The 15,577-nt window shown below is 65.7% G+C and carries 15 protein-coding genes; 5 read left to right on the top strand and 10 right to left on the bottom strand.

The window, feature by feature from the left end; translation table 11 throughout:
* Positions 1 to 6 precede the first annotated feature (6 nt).
* The 3 genes from QTI66_RS26975 (at position 7) to QTI66_RS26965 (ending at position 3,285) form a co-directional block, all read left to right on the top strand.
* Complete coding sequence (locus QTI66_RS26975) at positions 7 to 1,197, top strand: CaiB/BaiF CoA transferase family protein (protein ID WP_286563233.1); 1,191 nt, start codon at positions 7 to 9, stop codon at positions 1,195 to 1,197.
* A 17-nt stretch (positions 1,198 to 1,214) separates the two neighbouring features.
* Positions 1,215 to 2,225 (top strand): tripartite tricarboxylate transporter substrate-binding protein, encoded by a 1,011-nt coding sequence (locus QTI66_RS26970; RefSeq protein ID WP_286563231.1) that lies wholly within the window; start codon positions 1,215 to 1,217, stop codon positions 2,223 to 2,225.
* Between the two features lie 193 nt (positions 2,226 to 2,418).
* Positions 2,419 to 3,285 carry an HpcH/HpaI aldolase/citrate lyase family protein gene (locus QTI66_RS26965; protein WP_286563230.1) on the top strand — a complete coding sequence of 289 codons (867 nt, stop codon included), beginning with the start codon at positions 2,419 to 2,421 and terminating at the stop codon, positions 3,283 to 3,285.
* On the opposite strand, the gene QTI66_RS26960 is transcribed toward QTI66_RS26965, so the two are convergent.
* Entirely contained in the window at positions 3,275 to 3,454 is a 180-nt protein-coding gene (locus QTI66_RS26960; RefSeq protein WP_286563229.1) for a hypothetical protein, read from the bottom strand. The two genes, QTI66_RS26965 and QTI66_RS26960, sit on opposite strands and share 11 nt — an antisense overlap.
* Positions 3,455 to 3,468: 14 nt before the next feature.
* Here QTI66_RS26960 and QTI66_RS26955 point away from each other — a divergent pair, with 14 nt between their 5' ends.
* Positions 3,469 to 3,897, top strand: a complete 429-nt coding sequence (locus QTI66_RS26955) for a cupin domain-containing protein (protein ID WP_286563228.1) — start codon at positions 3,469 to 3,471, stop codon at positions 3,895 to 3,897.
* Between the two features lie 84 nt (positions 3,898 to 3,981).
* Entirely contained in the window at positions 3,982 to 4,650 is a 669-nt protein-coding gene (locus QTI66_RS26950; RefSeq protein WP_286563226.1) for a GbsR/MarR family transcriptional regulator, read from the top strand.
* Between the two features lie 22 nt (positions 4,651 to 4,672).
* On the opposite strand, the gene cydX is transcribed toward QTI66_RS26950, so the two are convergent.
* The 9 genes from cydX to QTI66_RS26905 all read right to left on the bottom strand — a co-directional run.
* Positions 4,673 to 4,801: a cytochrome bd-I oxidase subunit CydX gene (gene cydX, locus QTI66_RS26945; protein ID WP_286563225.1), complete on the bottom strand. Its 129-nt coding sequence runs from the start codon at positions 4,799 to 4,801 to the stop codon at positions 4,673 to 4,675.
* A gap of 31 nt (positions 4,802 to 4,832) precedes the next feature.
* Entirely contained in the window at positions 4,833 to 5,987 is a 1,155-nt protein-coding gene (gene cydB, locus QTI66_RS26940) for a cytochrome d ubiquinol oxidase subunit II (RefSeq protein ID WP_286563223.1), read from the bottom strand.
* A gap of 3 nt (positions 5,988 to 5,990) precedes the next feature.
* Complete coding sequence (locus tag QTI66_RS26935) at positions 5,991 to 7,574, bottom strand: cytochrome ubiquinol oxidase subunit I (protein ID WP_286563222.1); 1,584 nt, start codon at positions 7,572 to 7,574, stop codon at positions 5,991 to 5,993.
* Positions 7,575 to 7,625: 51 nt separating this feature from the next.
* Positions 7,626 to 9,353 (bottom strand): amino acid ABC transporter ATP-binding/permease protein, encoded by a 1,728-nt coding sequence (locus QTI66_RS26930; protein ID WP_444815053.1) that lies wholly within the window; start codon positions 9,351 to 9,353, stop codon positions 7,626 to 7,628.
* Positions 9,350 to 11,050: a thiol reductant ABC exporter subunit CydD gene (gene cydD / locus QTI66_RS26925; RefSeq protein ID WP_444815052.1), complete on the bottom strand. Its 1,701-nt coding sequence runs from the start codon at positions 11,048 to 11,050 to the stop codon at positions 9,350 to 9,352. Before cydD ends, QTI66_RS26930 begins: the two co-directional genes overlap by 4 nt.
* Positions 11,051 to 11,203: 153 nt before the next feature.
* Positions 11,204 to 12,310 (bottom strand): acyltransferase family protein, encoded by a 1,107-nt coding sequence (locus QTI66_RS26920; RefSeq protein WP_286563221.1) that lies wholly within the window; start codon positions 12,308 to 12,310, stop codon positions 11,204 to 11,206.
* 50 nt (positions 12,311 to 12,360) lie between these two features.
* Positions 12,361 to 13,323, bottom strand: coding sequence for an NAD(P)H-dependent flavin oxidoreductase (locus QTI66_RS26915; protein ID WP_286563220.1), 963 nt, complete (start codon positions 13,321 to 13,323; stop codon positions 12,361 to 12,363).
* Between the two features lie 113 nt (positions 13,324 to 13,436).
* Positions 13,437 to 15,227 (bottom strand): acyl-CoA dehydrogenase, encoded by a 1,791-nt coding sequence (locus QTI66_RS26910; RefSeq protein ID WP_286563219.1) that lies wholly within the window; start codon positions 15,225 to 15,227, stop codon positions 13,437 to 13,439.
* A gap of 91 nt (positions 15,228 to 15,318) precedes the next feature.
* Positions 15,319 to 15,577 (bottom strand): electron transfer flavoprotein subunit alpha/FixB family protein (locus tag QTI66_RS26905; protein WP_286563218.1); only part of this gene is annotated, 259 nt, incomplete at its 5' end.

Genomic DNA, 15,577 nt, shown 5'->3' with positions numbered 1-15,577 from the left:
TCGATCATGCGACCCCTCGATGGAATCACCGTCGTCACGCTGGAGCAAGCGATTGCCGCGCCCTTCTGCACGCGGCAACTGGCCGACCTTGGCGCACGCGTCATCAAGGTCGAGCGACCGGGCAGCGGCGACTTCGCCCGCGCCTATGACGAGCGCGTGCGCGGCATGGCATCGCACTTCGTCTGGACCAATCGCTCGAAAGAAAGCCTCACGCTCGACGTCAAGCATGCGCAGGCCCGGGATGTTCTTGCGAAGCTGATCGAAGGTGCCGACGTGCTGGTGCAGAACCTGGCACCGGGTGCCGCGGCTCGCCTGGGGCTGTCGTACGAGGCGTTGTGCGAGAAGCACCCGAGGCTCATCGTCTGCGACATCTCGGGCTACGGCGATGACCCGCAGAACAAGGGGCCGTATCGCGACAAGAAGGCCTATGACCTGCTGATCCAGAGCGAATCGGGCTTCCTGTCGATCACCGGATCGCCGGACGAACCCGCGAAAGCCGGCTGCTCGATTGCAGACATTGCGGCAGGCATGTACGCCTACACCAACATCCTGTCGGCCCTCATCCAGCGCGGGCGTACCGGCAAGGGCTGCCGCATCGATGTCTCGATGCTGGAGAGCATGGTCGAGTGGATGGGCTACCCGCTGTACTACGCCTTCGATGGCGCCATGCCGCCGCCACGCGCCGGCGCCTCGCACGCGACGATCTATCCCTATGGTCCCTTCCCCGCAGGCGATGGCAAGACCGTGATGCTGGGCCTTCAGAACGAGCGTGAATGGGAGGCCTTTTGCCGCCTCGTGCTGCAACGCCCCGAACTGGCAACCGACGAACGCTTTGCATCGAATTCGAAGCGCACGGCAGCGCGACAAGCACTGCGCGCCATCATCGTCGAGAGCTTCGCGGGCCTGAGCGCGGAGCAGGTGATCGCGCGGCTCGACGACGCCCAGATTGCCAACGCGGCCATGAACGACATGAAGGACGTGTGGGTGCATCCCCAACTCAAGGCACGGGGACGCTGGGCGCAAGTCGAAACGCCGACGGGCCCCGTTCCCGCCCTGCTGCCCCCCGGCCAGGACCAGAGCTTCGCGCCCCGCATGGACGCCGTTCCCGCATTGGGCCAACACACCGGATCGATCCTTGCGGAACTGGGTTTCAGCCCCGACGCGATCGAGACGATGCGAAGCGAAAAAGCCATCTGAACAAGGAAAGAGACATCATGAAAAACACCTTGTCCGGGCGCGGCGCCGCTTGCCCTCAAATCACCAGCGCTTGCGCCATTGCCGTGGTTGCCGCGCTCTCATCGCCGGCTGCGTGGGCACAGGCCTATCCGAACAAGCCCGTCACGCTCGTCGTGCCGTTTTCTGCCGGCGGTCCGACCGACCTGGTGGCGCGCACGCTCGGCGCCGCCATGAGCCGCACGCTCAACCAGCCAGTGCTGATCGAGAACAAGACCGGCGCCGGCGGCACGATCGCCGCCAACTACACCGCCAAGGCCAAGCCCGACGGCTACACCTTCCTGATCCACCACAACGGCATGGCGACGGCGCCGGCGCTGTACCGCAAGCTGTCGTACAACCCGCTCACCGACTTCGACTACGTGAGCCAGGTCATCGACGTGCCGATGACGCTCATTGGCCGCAAGGATCTGCCCGCCAGGGACTTCAACGAGTTGCGCGCCTATCTGAAGGCCAACGGCGACAAGGTCACGCTGGCGCATGCAGGGCTGGGCGCGGTCTCGCACCTTTGCGGCATGCTCTTCCGGCAAGCAACGGGGGCGAACATCACGACGGTTCCCTATCAAGGCACCGGTCCGGCGATGAATGCACTGCTCGGCGGACAGGTCGACCTCCTGTGCGACCAGACGACGTCGACCACGCAATACATCAAGGCGGGCTCGGTGAAGCTGTACGGCGTCACCACGACCGCGCGGATCAAGTCGATGCCGGATGCACCGACGCTGTCCGAACAGGGACTCAAGGGCTCCGAAATCGTCGTCTGGCACGGCATCTATGCACCCAAGGGCACACCCAGGGAAGCCATCGACAAGTTCGGCGCGGCGCTGCGGGCCGCGCTGGTGGATCCAGGGGTCGCGAAGCGCATGGACGAGTTGGGTGCTGTCGTCGTGCCGGAGGCCAAGCAGTCGCCCGCGGGTCTGCAAACGTGGCTCACGCAGGAAACCGCGCGCTACGCACCCGTCATCAAGGCGGCAGGACAGTTCGCCGATTGACGTGCAGCAACGCAGGTCTGTTCGGTTCAGCCATGGCACAAGCGCACTTCGAAACCGGCACGATGCTCATCGACGGGCCGGCCTCAAGGCCAACCCATCATGGTCGTGCCGAGCGTCGATCACTTTTTCACGGGGCGCCTGCCGGTCTTGCGATCGCTTGTGTTGTCCCATCTGGCTGCTGCCTGAGGAGTTCATGTTGAGCACTGAAATGACGAACCGCTGTGCGCTTGCGCGCAGCCTGCTGTTCGCCCCGGGCAACCGGCCGGCACTGTTCGGGAAGGCCCTTCGCAGTGGCGCAGACGCCGTCATCCTGGACCTGGAGGACAGCGTTCCCGCCCTGGAGAAGGCATCGGCGCGCGAGGCCATCGAGCGCGAATGGGGGCAGTTGCAAGCCCTCGGCGTTCCCCTGGTGGTGCGCACCAACCCGTCCGACACCGATGCGGGTGAGCAGGACCTGGCCTGGCTCAAGCGCCTGCCATCGCCCGCAGCCGTGATGCTGCCCAAGGTCGAATCGGCGCAAGCGCTGGCCGAGGTGCATGAGCGCCTGCGCGGCATCGCGCTGCTGCCGATCATCGAGAGCGCAGCCGGCTACGCCGCCCTGCCCGCGCTGGCTGCCGCACCCGGCGTCCTCCGTCTGGTGGTCGGCAACATCGACTTCATGGCCGATATCGGCCTGCAATGCGATGCACAGGAAACCGAACTGGCGCCGCTTCGCTTCGCGATTGCCATCGCCACGCGCCTGAACCGGCTCGCTCCCGCCATCGATGGCGTGACGGTGCAAATCGGCGACGAAGCACGCCTGCGCGAGGACACACACCGTGCGCTGCGATTCGGCTTCGGCGGCAAGCTCTGCATCCACCCGCGCCAGGTGCCCGTGATCCACCAGGCGCTGGCTCCAACCGAACAGGAACTCGACTGGGCACGCCGCGTGATCGCCGCCGATGCGCAGGCAGGCGGCGCGGCCGTGCAACTCGATGGCCGCATGGTGGACCTTCCGGTCGTGTTGCAGGCCCGGCGCACGCTGGCCCGCGGCACCGACGCCGTGATTCTCAGGCCATGACTGCCGCACGCGAACTGCCGCCTTCATCGAAGGATTCGGCCCGGTTCGACCGTTCAAGGCAGGTCATCGACGTGCTCAGGCAAGTCTCGTCGTGAAGCATCAACATCTGCCAACGTTCGAGCGCGAGGAACACTTTATGCATGCTGCGCCGCACCATCGTCACTGCCACCGAAGGAGCGCCCCATGCTGGACAAGACCGCGACCAAGTTTTCCCACATCAAACCCGGCGACACGCAGTTCGTCTCGGGTGGATTGCGAGACTTCTTCCTGTATCGCGACCTCGGCATCGCCGAAGCCACCAACGGACAGGTGATCGCGCACCTGGTCAAGGCCAACATGGCACCGGAAACGGGCACGGGCTGGCACCGCCATGAAGCGGATTTCCAGATCGTGATCATGATGAAGGGCTGGGCCAGGTTCATGTACGAGGACAAGGAAACCCTGGTCGAAGCCGGCGACGTGGTGCACCAGCGGCCGGGCATCCGGCACTTTCTCTTCGACTATTCGCCGGACATGGAATACCTGGAGATCGTCTCCCCCGCGGACTTCAAGAGCATCGACGTCGAGCCGGCGGCGCAGGTGCCGGCGCCGACGCCCTGGCCGCAGTCCTGACCTCGCCAGCATCCTGAACTGTCTGGTTTGACTGATCTTTCAGTCATTCGTGAATGACCGGCGTTCCCGGACGACAATGCGCGCATGGCTCATCAAGGCGCGCACATACCTCCTCTCAACCAGCAGTTCGTGTCCCACTTCGGAGAAATGGGCAGCCGATGGGGCCTGAACCGCACCGTCGGCCAGATCTATGCGCTGATCTTCATTTCGCAGCGCGCCCTCAATGCGGACGAGATCGCCGAGCAATTGGAGTTCTCGCGCTCCAACGTGAGCATGGGCCTGAAGGAGCTGCAGGCCTGGCGACTCGTGAGCCTGCGCCATCACCCCGGTGACCGCCGGGAATACTTCGAAGCACCGCAAGACGTCTGGGAGATCTTTCGCCTGCTCGCGGCTGAACGTCGCCGCCGCGAGATCGACCCGACCCTGTCGATGCTGCGCGGCGCCTTGCTGGAAGATGTGTTCACCCCGGAAGAGCAGCATGCGCAGCAGCGCATGCGCGACATGCACGACCTGCTCGACCGCCTGATGAAGTGGTTCGACGACGTGCAGCGTCTCACGCCCGAGACTGTCATGCGGCTCATGGACATGGGCGCGGCGGCGAGCAAGGTGCTCGGCGCCAAGGATCGCCTGACGGGCGCCATCGCGACCGTGGCACAGGCCAAGCCGGCCAAGCCGGCAACGCCGGCCCGGCGCGCTGCGCCACCCGCGCCCAAGGCAGCGACCCGCCCGGGAGCGGGCAAACGGCAGGCCTGAACGGCGCCGCCGCGGCGGCAGGTCAGTGCGGGGGCGAGTCGAGCTTGTCGTGGCGGGTGGCCTCGTCGTCCATCAGCTCGTACCACATTGCGTTGAGCACCGCGAACGCGGCTGCCAGCGGCAGCCCCAACAGCCAGGAGAAGTACCACATGCTTGAGTCCCTTGATTTCTTTTGTTGATTTTCAGTAGGCGTGGCCGCGGTCTTCTGCGATGGCCTTGGCATCGACCTTGCCGCGCATGACCGAGTACACCCAGCTGGTGTAGGCCATGATGATGGGCAGGAAAATGGCCGCGCACACCAGCAGGATGAACAGCGTCAGATGGCTCGATGACGAATCCCACACCGTGAGGCTCGCACGCGGATCGATCGACGAAGGCAGGATGAACGGGAACATCGAGGCGCCCACGCTCAGCACGATGCCCGCAATGGCCACCGAAGTGAACAGGAAGGCCGTGCGTGCCCGCCGCGCCAGCATGCAGACGAAGGCCAGGGCCGCCCCCGCAATGCCGAGGGCAGGCACCGCGAAGAGGTGGGGATGCGCCGCATAGTTGGCAAACCACGCGCCCTCCTGCCGGCCGACGGACTTGAGCAGCGGGTTCGACGGCCCGGTCGGCATCACCGGGCTGGTGATCTGGTAGCCCATCACGGACTGGTAGAGCATCATGCCGGCCAGCACATACAGCGCGATCGTCAGCAAGGCAGCGAGGCTGCCGTAGCGTCGGGCACGCATCGCCACCTGGCCATCCGACTTCACTTGCAGCCACGCAGCGCCGTGCATCAGCAGCATGGCAATGGACACCAGACCGCACAGCACCGCAAAGGGGCTGAACAAGCCCATGAAGGTGCCGGTGTAGTAGATCTGCATGTCCGGCTCCAGCCGGAAGGGCACGCCTTGCAGCACGTTGCCCATGGCCACGCCGAACACGAATGTCGGCAGCACGCCGCAGAAGCACAGCACCCAATCCCAGCGCGCACGCCATGCGGCTTCGGGCCGCTTGCTGCGGAACTTGAAGCCCACGGGCCGCAGGATCAGCCCGAGCAGGATGGCGAACATCGCCACGTACATCCCGGAGAACGAGACCGCATAGACCTGCGGCCACGCCGCAAAGATCATGCCCCCGCCCACCACCAGCCACACCTGGTTGCCTTCCCACACCGGGCCCACCGAATTGATGACCACCCGGCGCTCCAGGTCGTTGCGGCCGGCAAAGGGCAGCAGCATGCCCACGCCCAGGTCGAAGCCATCCATGACGGCGTAGCCCACGAGCAGCACGCCCACGAGCAACCACCAGATCATGCGAAGCACGTCATAAGAAATCAGTTCATGCAGGACCATGGCTTACTCCGCGGCAATGGTTGAGGAGCCGCCACGCTGGGTGGCGGGGGAATGTTCGATGTACGCTTCGGGCCCTTTCTTGATGGCCTTGAACATGAGCTTCATCTCGATGATGAAGAGCACGGTGTAGAGCAGCGCAAAGCCGCAGATGGTCGCGAGCACCGTGGAGGCGCTCAGGTTGGAAACGGCCACCGCGGTCGGCAGAACGCCTTCGATGACCCACGGCTGTCGCCCCAGTTCGGCCACGACCCAGCCGCACTCGGCAGCAATCCATGGCAGCGGCACGGCAAAGGTTGCGATGCGAAGAAGCCAGCGGTGCTTGTCGAGCTTGCGCTGCGCGGAAAGCAGGAAGAAGGTGCCGAGCAGAAGAACAAAGAACACCCCCAGCCCCACCATGATGCGGAAGGACCAGTACAGCGGCGCCACTTGCGGGACGGTGTCCCAGGCCGCCTTGGAAATCTGCTCCGGCGTGGCGCGCCGCGGGTCGTCCACGTAGCGTTGAAGAAGCAGCGCGTAGCCCATTTCCGCGCCGTACAGTTCGAAGGTGGTCTTCACATGCAGCGGCACCTTGTCGGGACTGCCGGCGGCGCGGATCTTCTGAAGCGCATCGTAGGCCTTGAGGCCTTCGAGGATCTTGATCTCGGCGCCCTTCACGAGGTCGTTGATGCCCGCGATCTCGGTGTCGAGCGAACGCGTGCCGATGAGCCCCATCACCCAGGGAATGTGGACGGCGAAGTGCGTCTCGCGTTTCTCCTGGTCAGGAAAGCCGAAGGCGGTGAAGGCGGCCGGTGCAGGCTCGGTCTCCCACATGGCCTCGATGGACGCCAGCTTCATCTTCTGGTGCTCGGTCGAGAGGTAGCCGCTTTCGTCGCCGAGCAGCATGACCGACATCACCGAGGCGAGCCCGAACGAGGCAGCCACCGTCATCGAGCGCTTGGCCAGTTCGGGACTGCGGCGCTTGAGCAGATACCAGGCCGACACGCCCAGCACGAAGATCGACGCCACCACGTAGCCGGCCGAGACGGTGTGCACGAACTTGGCCTGCGCCACCGTGTTGGTCAGCACCTCGAAGAAGTTCGTGACCTCCATGCGCATCGTCTGCGGATTGAAGGCGGCGCCGACGGGGTTCTGCATCCAGCCGTTGGCAATGAGAATCCACAGCGCCGAGAAGTTGGTGCCGATGGCCACCGCCCAGGTGGTGATCAGATGGCCCACCTTCGACAGCCGGTCCCAGCCAAAAAAGAACAGGCCGACGAAGGTCGCTTCCAGGAAGAAGGCCATCAGCCCTTCGATGGCCAGCGGCGCACCGAACACGTCGCCAACGTAGTGGCTGTAGTAGTTCCAGTTCATGCCGAACTGGAACTCCATCACGATGCCGGTGGCGACACCCATCGCGAAGTTGATGCCGAACAGCCCGCCCCAGAACTTCGTCATGTCGCGCCAGATGGTGCGGCCCGTCATGACATAGACCGTCTCCATGATGGCCAGCAGGATCGCCAGCCCGATGGTCAAAGGCACGAACAGAAAGTGATAAAGCGCCGTGAGCGCGAACTGAAGTCGCGATAGCCCCACGATATCGAGATCCATGTGGATTTCCCCCCCTTTTTAGTTATTGGTTGCACGAGGCAACCCTCCCGATCAATCCTGTCGCAGCGCGGTGAGCGCCGCATCGAAATGCGGCGTTCCCCGACGTAGGTCGGCAACAAGATCCCCCCCTTCAAAGCACAACAACCGGTCTGCCATTGCGGCCTCGCGTCGCAAGTGCGTTGCGATCACAAGGCCGCGTCCGGACAACTGGTTGCCCAGTCGATTCAGAACGTCGTGCGCGGTGACAGTATCCAATGCTTCCGTCGGCTCATCGAGCAGCCAGAACCCGGCATCCTTGATGAGCAGCCTCGCCAGCGCCAGGCGTCGGGCCTGACCGCCCGACAGCCCGAGGCCGCCCTCTCCCAAACGCGTATCGAGCGCGTGCGCCATGCCCCGCACGTCGTCGGCAAGGCCCGCTTCTTCGAGCGCCCACCACAGTCGCGCATCGTCGGCCGTTGCACAGGCAAGGCGCAGATTGTCGCGCAGCGAATCCTGGAACAGCTCGGTGCGTTGCGTGAGCCAGCTCGCCGGCGCGGCGCGAACCGTTCCCGTGGCCGGCGCCATCTCGCCTGCGATGGCCGCCAGCAAGGTCGACTTGCCCGCGCCGCTGGGGCCGATGAGGGCGACGCGTTCATGCGGCCCGATACGAAGCTCGGGGCAACGCACGGCAACGCCGGCGCCTCCGGCATGCGCAAGTGAAACGCCATCGAGTTCGATGCCTTCAGGCGCCAGCGCAGGCGCGTGTTGGCTGCCATCCGTCTCCATGCGCGGCGCCACGCGTCGGATGGCGAGCCAGGTGCGCCCCATTTCCAAAGCGCCGCGACGAAGCGCCGCAAAGGGCTCGGTGGCCGTCAGCGCCAGCAGCAGCAAAAGCGCAGCCACTGGCGCGCCGATAGCGCCACGTTCCACCAGAACGCCGGCGGCCAGCAGCGTTGCGCTGAGCGTGAGCGCGCCCGTCACGCCATACGCCGCGCCGGACTGCGTCTCCAACCGGTTGAGCAAGAGGTCGGCGTGCGCAAGGCGCCGATCCGCGTTGGCGACGGCTTCGCATTGCGCCTGCATGCGCCCGGCCATGACCAGTTCGGTTTGACCTGCCACCAGGTCCACCACGCGCGCACGCAGCCTCTCCAGCCCCAGCCCGCGCATCATGGACGCGCGGCGCGCACGGGTCGCAATGACCAGGGCAATGCCCCAACCCGTGGCGACAAGCCACACCGCCATGACAACGCCCATCCACACGTTCACGAACCCGAAGACGAAGCCCGCGACCACCGCCGCGCCCAGCGCCGCTGCCGCCGGCACCAGCACGCGCAGGTAAAGCGACTCCAGCGCATCGATGTCGCCGGTCAGGCGAAACAGCAGCCGCGCCGGTCGCACCAGCAGGCGGCGCGCCGCCCCGGGTTGCGCCCATCCGCGAAACAGCCGCTCGCGCAGCCCGGCCGTGACGGACAACGTGGCGTCATGCGTCGTCAGGCGCTCGCCGTAGCGCGAGAACGTGCGGCCGATCGCCAGCAGGCGGATGCCGGCCGACGGCATGAAGACGTCGAAGACGATCGCGCTGACAGGCGTCAGGCCCGCAATCGCGGTGGCGGTGATGAACCAGCCCGACAAACCCAGCAGGGCCATGCCCATGATCACCGTCGCCGCCGCGAGCACGGCGCCGAGCGCCAGCATGCCTGGTCGCGCCGAGAAGAATGGCCGAAGCACCGCGCGCAGGTCGCGGATTGCGCGACGGCTGGCGTTGTCGCGCTCGGGCGTTGGCGGCTTGGCTGGGCTCATGTCAGCACCTGCTCCTCATGGGAGGCGCCGACGCGGATCACGCGATGCATGCGGCTCGCCAGGATCGGATCGTGCGTGGCCACGATGAGCGTCTTGCCCTTGGCCAGCGCGACCAGTGCATCGGCCACCCGAAGGGCCGTGTCGGTATCCAGGTGAGCCGTGGGCTCGTCCGCCAGCAAGAGGTCCGCTTGCGTGCGAACGGCCAGCCGCGCCAGCGCCACGCGCACGGCCTCGCCGCCCGACAGGCCCGAGCCCCCTTCGCCCAGTGCAGCCCCCGGATACGCCTGCGCGACGGATTCCAGCGCGGCAAATCGGACCGCATCCTGCACGTCGCTGCGCTGCACGTCGGCGCGGCCCATGGACACATTGGCCAGCACCGAGCCGGCAAAGATGTGCGGCCGCTGGCCCATCCATGCCATGCGCTGTCGCAGCGCATGGGCTGACGGATCCGTCAGCGCCACGCCACCGATCTCGATGCTGCCCGCCCGTGGCGGAACAAGGCCCGCGATCAAGGCCAGCAAGGTCGTCTTGCCCGAACCGCTGGGCCCCAGCAGCGCAACATGCTCGCCGGCCTGGATCTCCAGCGAGTGATCGTCAAGGAAGGCCACCTCGCCCGGATGCGAGAAGACCAGATCGCGGATGTGGACCGAAGGCGGTCCCGCAGCCGCATCAACCTGCGACGCTTGAAGCACTTTACCCGCACCCGCCCCCGGCAGCGGCACCCCGCCGCGGGTCATGTGCGTGATGGCGGCGAGTGCAGCCTCGCCCGCGGCGCGGTCGTGCCACACGGCGGACAGCTCCCGCAGGGGCTCATAGAAGGCGGGCGCCAGCAGGAGGATGAACAGGCCTTCACCAAGGCTCAAGGTCCCGCTCCAGGTGCCGAAGTCCAGTTGACCGAGCAGATGAAAGCCGACATACACCGCCACCATCGCCACGCCCAGCGCGGAAAACAGCTCCAGCACCGCCGAGGAAAGAAAGGCGATGCGCAAGACGGCCATCGTGCGCTGCCCCAGCGTGCGTGCGGACTCACGCAGTCGCAGGGCAGTGGCGTCGACGGCGCCCAACGCACGCAGCGTGCTCAGGCCGCGAAGGCGGTCCAGCAGGAAGGCGTTCATGCCGCCGAGCTCCAGCATCTGCGCATCGCTCGCCGCCTTGGCGCGCCAGCCGACGATGGCCATGAAAAGCGGGATCAGCGGTGCCGTCAGCGCGAGCACGATCGCGGCTGTCCATGACAGGCTCAACACGAACGCAAGAATCGCCAGGGGCACGACGTTGACGCGCCAGCGCGCCGGCTGGTAGCGCGTCAGATAGGGAACGAGTGCTTCTGCCTGCTCGGCCATTGCGCTGGCGGCCAGCCCGGATGCAGGCCGAGCGCGATCCAGCGGCGAGCGTGAACCCAGCGACGTGGCCACCTCCAGCCGAAGCTCGCTCAGCTGCGCACGGGCCTTCGTGAACACCCTGCGAGCGCCCTGCGCCTCGAACACCGAACGCAGGATGCCCAAGGCCAGCACGCCTGCGGCGCAGATGCACAAGGTCCGCAGATCGAGCCCCGCGGCCATTCGCTGCACGGCCCACGCCACGAGCGCCGCCTGCGCGATCCACAACAGGGAGGCCAGCACATGAAGCATGGCGCCCGCCTGGAACCTGGTGGCCTGGTCCCGGATGCGTTGCGCGGCGGCGGAAGCGTCATGCGACATTGTTAAATATTCTGAATTTTCAGTTTTTTCTGAAATTTCCCGAAATCATAACGTTGGACACACCCTGCCCTGTACTTAGGAGACCGGGTTCAAGTCCCCGCGAAGGCGCGCACCGGGGATGCGCGGTCCCCGCAGGACTTGCTCAGCGCCGTCTCAAGCAGCAACCAGCACACCGCACAGCAACAGGCCCGCCACCAGCGCGAGCATGGTTTTCCAGGAGGCGGGCCGCGATTCGACCCATCGATACAAGAGGCTCGCCACCACCATGGACAAGGCCACCGCCATGAACATGCCGAGCGCATCGATCCACGGCGAATGCATGCCGAGCTGCGCCACTGCGGCGTTCACCAGCAGGATGACGGGAAAGTGCACCAGGAACAGCGAATAGGAAATCCGTCCGAGCCACAGAAAGGGCGTGCCGGAAAAGAGCCATTTCGGCATCGACAACCAGCCGCGTCGCTGCGCCACCGTGATCGTCAGCGCGCTGGCCACGGCGATGGCGATGCGGCTGCGCCAGTCCCACGCGAGCGCTGCCAGGCCCAGCATCGCCAGCAGCGAAACGGCGATGCGCCAGGTGCTGTCGCGGCGCGCACGGCCGATCCAGAACGCCAGCATGCCCAGCCCGTAGGCGCCAAAGAAATAGAAGGCGGTGTTGTCGAGTTCGTCGTGCAGGTTGAACACCGTCAGCGACGCACACACCAGCGCCAGCACCAGCGCCGCCGTCAGCCAACCCGGATTGGCCGCGTGCACACTCCCGCGCCGCGCAAGCCAATCCGCCCCCGCGATGACCGCAAGGGCCAGCACGAAGAGCTGGAAATCGATGGCCACATACCAGACGCCGGTGGACAGCGCCTCATAGCCCAGCAAATCCTGCAGCAGCAGCCCATGCGCCACCAGTTGCGCCATGGTCGGTGCGGCGGGCACGGCTTCGTCATCGAACCACGGCCGCACGAGCGCCGCCACCAACACGCTCACGCACAGCGCCGCAAGGTAGGGCATGGCCAGGCGGCCATATCGCTGGACGATGCGCCGGAGCGGCTGGTCCGCACGCAACACGCCATCGGGCGCGAGCGAGCCCGCCGCCAGGAATCCGGCAATCACCAGGAAGATCTGCACCGCCAGCCGGCCGTCTTGCGCCAGCCAGTTCACCAGGGCAGGCGCGAGCGTTTCCACTCCGACGGGCATCGGACCATAGCGACACAGGTGATGGCCGACGATGAGCAGGCACGCCACCCCCTTGGCCATGTCCAGCAAGGGCATTCGGCCAGCGCCGGGCGCTGTCGCCGACACGGGCCGCGCGAGGCTCATCTTCAGAGCGCGAGTCGTTGACGCGCCTGCTGGTATTCGCGCTTGAGCTTTTCGACGAACGCGGCGGCGTCCGTCACTTCGGTGATGGCGCCGATGCCTTGGCCCGAACCCCAGATGTCTTTCCACGCCTTGGCCTTGGAGCCCTCGCCCCCGGAAAAACTCATCGTTTTCACGTCGCCTTGCGGCAGGTTTTCCGGGTCCATGCCCGCGGCGCGGATGGAAGGCGCCAGGTAGTTGCCGTGCACGCCGGTGAACAGGTTCGAATAGACGATGTCGTCCGAGTTGCCTTCGACGATGGCCTTCTTGTATTCGTCGCTCGCGCGGGCTTCGTGCGTGGCGATGAAGGCGGTGCCGATGTACGCAAAGTCGGCACCCATGGCCTGTGCGGCCAGCACGGCGCCGCCGGTCGCAATCGAGCCGCTCAGCGCGATGGGGCCGTCGAACCACTGGCGGATTTCATGGATCAGCGCAAAGGGGCTCTTGACGCCCGCATGGCCGCCCGCGCCGGCTGCCACGGCGATGATGCCGTCGGCGCCCTTCTCGATGGCCTTCCGCGCGAACTTGTTGTTGATGATGTCGTGCAGCGTCACGCCGCCGTAGCTGTGCACCGCGTCATTCACGTCGGTGCGTGCACCCAGCGAGGTGATGACGATCGGCACCTTGTACTTCACGACCATTTCCATGTCGTGCTCGAGGCGGTCATTGCTCTTGTGCACGATCTGGTTGATGGCAAAAGGCGCGGCCGGCTTGTCCGGGTTGGCCTTGTTCCAGGCGGCCAGTTCTTCCGTGATTTCGGCGAGCCAGTCTTCCAGCTGCGAGGCCGGACGTGCATTGAGCGCCGGCATGGCACCCACCACGCCGGCCTTGCACTGGGCAATGACGAGCTTGGGGTTGCTGATGATGAACAGCGGCGAACCAATGATGGGCAATGGCAGGTTCGCGAGCACGGGCGGCAGCTTGGACATGAAGTCTCCGGAGTACGTGAAACAGGGATCTATTGATAGGTGTTGAACCTTGCAACACCCGTCCGTTGCGAGACAGGTATTGCAGGCCCAAGGGGGCGGCGAGCCGCCCCGAATCAGAACGCTTCGAGCGCCAGCGCCGTCACGCTCTCGGCGCCGTTCACGACGCTGTCGGCCGTGGCCGGCACGCCGTTGAGGATGTGCTCGGCAAAGAAGCGCGCGGTGACGATCTTGGCGTTCATGAAGTCGACGTCCTGGCCCTTGGCGGCGAGTTCCTTCGCCACCAGCAGGGAACGCGCGAGTTGCCAGCCAGCCGCCAGCTTGCCCGAGAGGATCAGGTAGGGCACGCTGCCAGCGAACACCGCATTGGGCGATGCCTTGGTCTGGCCGGCGACAAAGTCGACCACCTTGACGAAAGCCTCGCGCGCGGCCTTCAGGCGCGACAGCACGGCCTTCGCGTCATCGCTGCCCTGCTCTGCCAGTTCGGCCTCGGTCTTCTCGATCTGCCTGGCAATCGCCTTGGCGGTCTGGCCGCCGTCGCGCGCCGTCTTGCGGCCGACGAGGTCGTTGGCCTGGATGGCCGTCGTGCCTTCGTAGATCGTCAGGATCTTGGCGTCGCGCATGTATTGCGCCGCGCCGGTCTCCTCGATGAAGCCCATGCCGCCGTGCACCTGCACGCCCAGCGAGGTCACTTCCATGCTCATCTCGGTGCTGTAGCCCTTGACCAGCGGCACCATGAATTCGTAGAAGGCCTGGTTCTGCTTGCGCGTGTCGGCGTCGGCATGGTGGTGCGCGGCGTCGTAGGCGGCAGCGGCCACGCTGGCCATGGCACGGCATCCTTCGATCTGCGCGCGCATCGTCATGAGCATGCGCTTGACGTCCGGGTGATGAATGATTGCCGCGCTGGCGTTGATGGAGCCATCGACCGGGCGGCTCTGGACGCGCTCGCGTGCATAGGCGACCGCGTGCTGGTAGGAGCGCTCGGCCACCGCAATACCTTGCATGCCCACGCCGTAGCGCGCGGCGTTCATCATGATGAACATGTACTCCAGACCACGGTTTTCCTGGCCGACGAGATAGCCGATGCCGCCGCCGTGGTCGCCGAATTGCAGCACCGCCGTGGGAGATGCCTTGATGCCCATCTTGTGCTCGATGCTCACGCAGTGCACGTCGTTGCGCGCGCCCAGCGAGCCGTCCTTGTTCACGAGGAACTTCGGCACCACGAACAGGCTGATGCCCTTGACGCCTTCAGGCGCACCCTGCACGCGGGCCAGCACCAGATGCACGATGTTCTCGGCCATGTCGTGCTCACCGTAGGTGATGAAGATCTTCGTGCCGAAGACCTTGTAGGTGCCATCGGGCTGCGACTCGGCGCGGGTGCGAACCAAGGCCAGGTCGCTGCCGGCCTGCGGCTCGGTCAGGTTCATGGTGCCGGTCCATTTGCCGCTCACCAGGTTTTCGAGGTAGGTTGCCTTGAGTTCGTCGGTGCCGGCCATGGTCAGCGCCTCGATGGCGCCTTCGCTCAGCAGCGGGCACAGCGCAAAGCTCATGTTGGCGGAGTTGAGCATCTCCAGGCAGGCTGCGCCGATGGTCTTGGGCAAGCCCTGGCCGCCGAAGTCAGGCGACTGCTGCAAGCCCTGCCAGCCGCCCGCGGCGTACTGTTGATAGGCTTCCTTGAAGCCCGGCGTGGTGGTGACGACGCCGTCCTTGAAGGTCGAGGGATTGCGGTCGCCCTCCACGTTCAGCGGCGCGATCACGTCCTGGTTGAACTTGGCGCACTCTTCGAGCACGGCTTGGGCGGTTTCCAGGCCGGCGTCTTCGAAGCCCGGCAACTGGGCAACCTGGTCGATGCGGGCAAGGTGTTCGATGTCGAACAGCATGTCCTTGATGGGGGCGATGTAGCTCATGTCTTGTCTCCCGGAAAACGATGGAGTGTTTGCGGATACGAAAAGGGCATCGCGAACGATGCCCTTGAGGACGTCTGTTGAACCGTGTTCCTTACAGAGCCTTGACCAGCTCTGGAACGGCCGTGAACAGGTCAGCCACGAGGCCGTAGTCGGCCACCGAGAAGATCGGCGCTTCCTCGTCCTTGTTGATCGCCACGATCACCTTGGAGTCCTTCATGCCGGCCAGATGCTGGATCGCACCCGAGATGCCGGCGGCGATGTAGAGCTGCGGTGCGACGATCTTGCCGGTCTGGCCCACTTGCCAGTCGTTGGGGGCGTAGCCTGCGTCGACGGCGGCGCGGCTGGCGCCC

The organism is Variovorax brevis (assembly GCF_030317105.1).
GTDB lineage: Bacteria > Pseudomonadota > Gammaproteobacteria > Burkholderiales > Burkholderiaceae_C > Variovorax > Variovorax brevis.
This window is presented reverse-complemented; position numbering and strand designations above follow the sequence as displayed.

Coding starts and splice junctions, on each gene's coding strand:
- QTI66_RS26965 (WP_286563230.1), top strand. CDS start 2,419: ATGTTGAGCACTGAAATGACGAACCGCTGTGCGCTTGCGCGCAGCCTG.
- cydB (WP_286563223.1), bottom strand. CDS start 5,987: ATGGTCCTGCATGAACTGATTTCTTATGACGTGCTTCGCATGATCTGG.
- QTI66_RS26935 (WP_286563222.1), bottom strand. CDS start 7,574: ATGGATCTCGATATCGTGGGGCTATCGCGACTTCAGTTCGCGCTCACG.
- QTI66_RS26975 (WP_286563233.1), top strand. CDS start 7: ATGCGACCCCTCGATGGAATCACCGTCGTCACGCTGGAGCAAGCGATT.
- QTI66_RS26920 (WP_286563221.1), bottom strand. CDS start 12,310: ATGCCCTTGCTGGACATGGCCAAGGGGGTGGCGTGCCTGCTCATCGTC.
- QTI66_RS26970 (WP_286563231.1), top strand. CDS start 1,215: ATGAAAAACACCTTGTCCGGGCGCGGCGCCGCTTGCCCTCAAATCACC.
- cydD (WP_444815052.1), bottom strand. CDS start 11,050: ATGTCGCATGACGCTTCCGCCGCCGCGCAACGCATCCGGGACCAGGCC.
- QTI66_RS26955 (WP_286563228.1), top strand. CDS start 3,469: ATGCTGGACAAGACCGCGACCAAGTTTTCCCACATCAAACCCGGCGAC.
- QTI66_RS26915 (WP_286563220.1), bottom strand. CDS start 13,323: ATGTCCAAGCTGCCGCCCGTGCTCGCGAACCTGCCATTGCCCATCATT.
- QTI66_RS26910 (WP_286563219.1), bottom strand. CDS start 15,227: ATGAGCTACATCGCCCCCATCAAGGACATGCTGTTCGACATCGAACAC.
- cydX (WP_286563225.1), bottom strand. CDS start 4,801: ATGTGGTACTTCTCCTGGCTGTTGGGGCTGCCGCTGGCAGCCGCGTTC.
- QTI66_RS26950 (WP_286563226.1), top strand. CDS start 3,982: ATGGCTCATCAAGGCGCGCACATACCTCCTCTCAACCAGCAGTTCGTG.
- QTI66_RS26930 (WP_444815053.1), bottom strand. CDS start 9,353: ATGAGCCCAGCCAAGCCGCCAACGCCCGAGCGCGACAACGCCAGCCGT.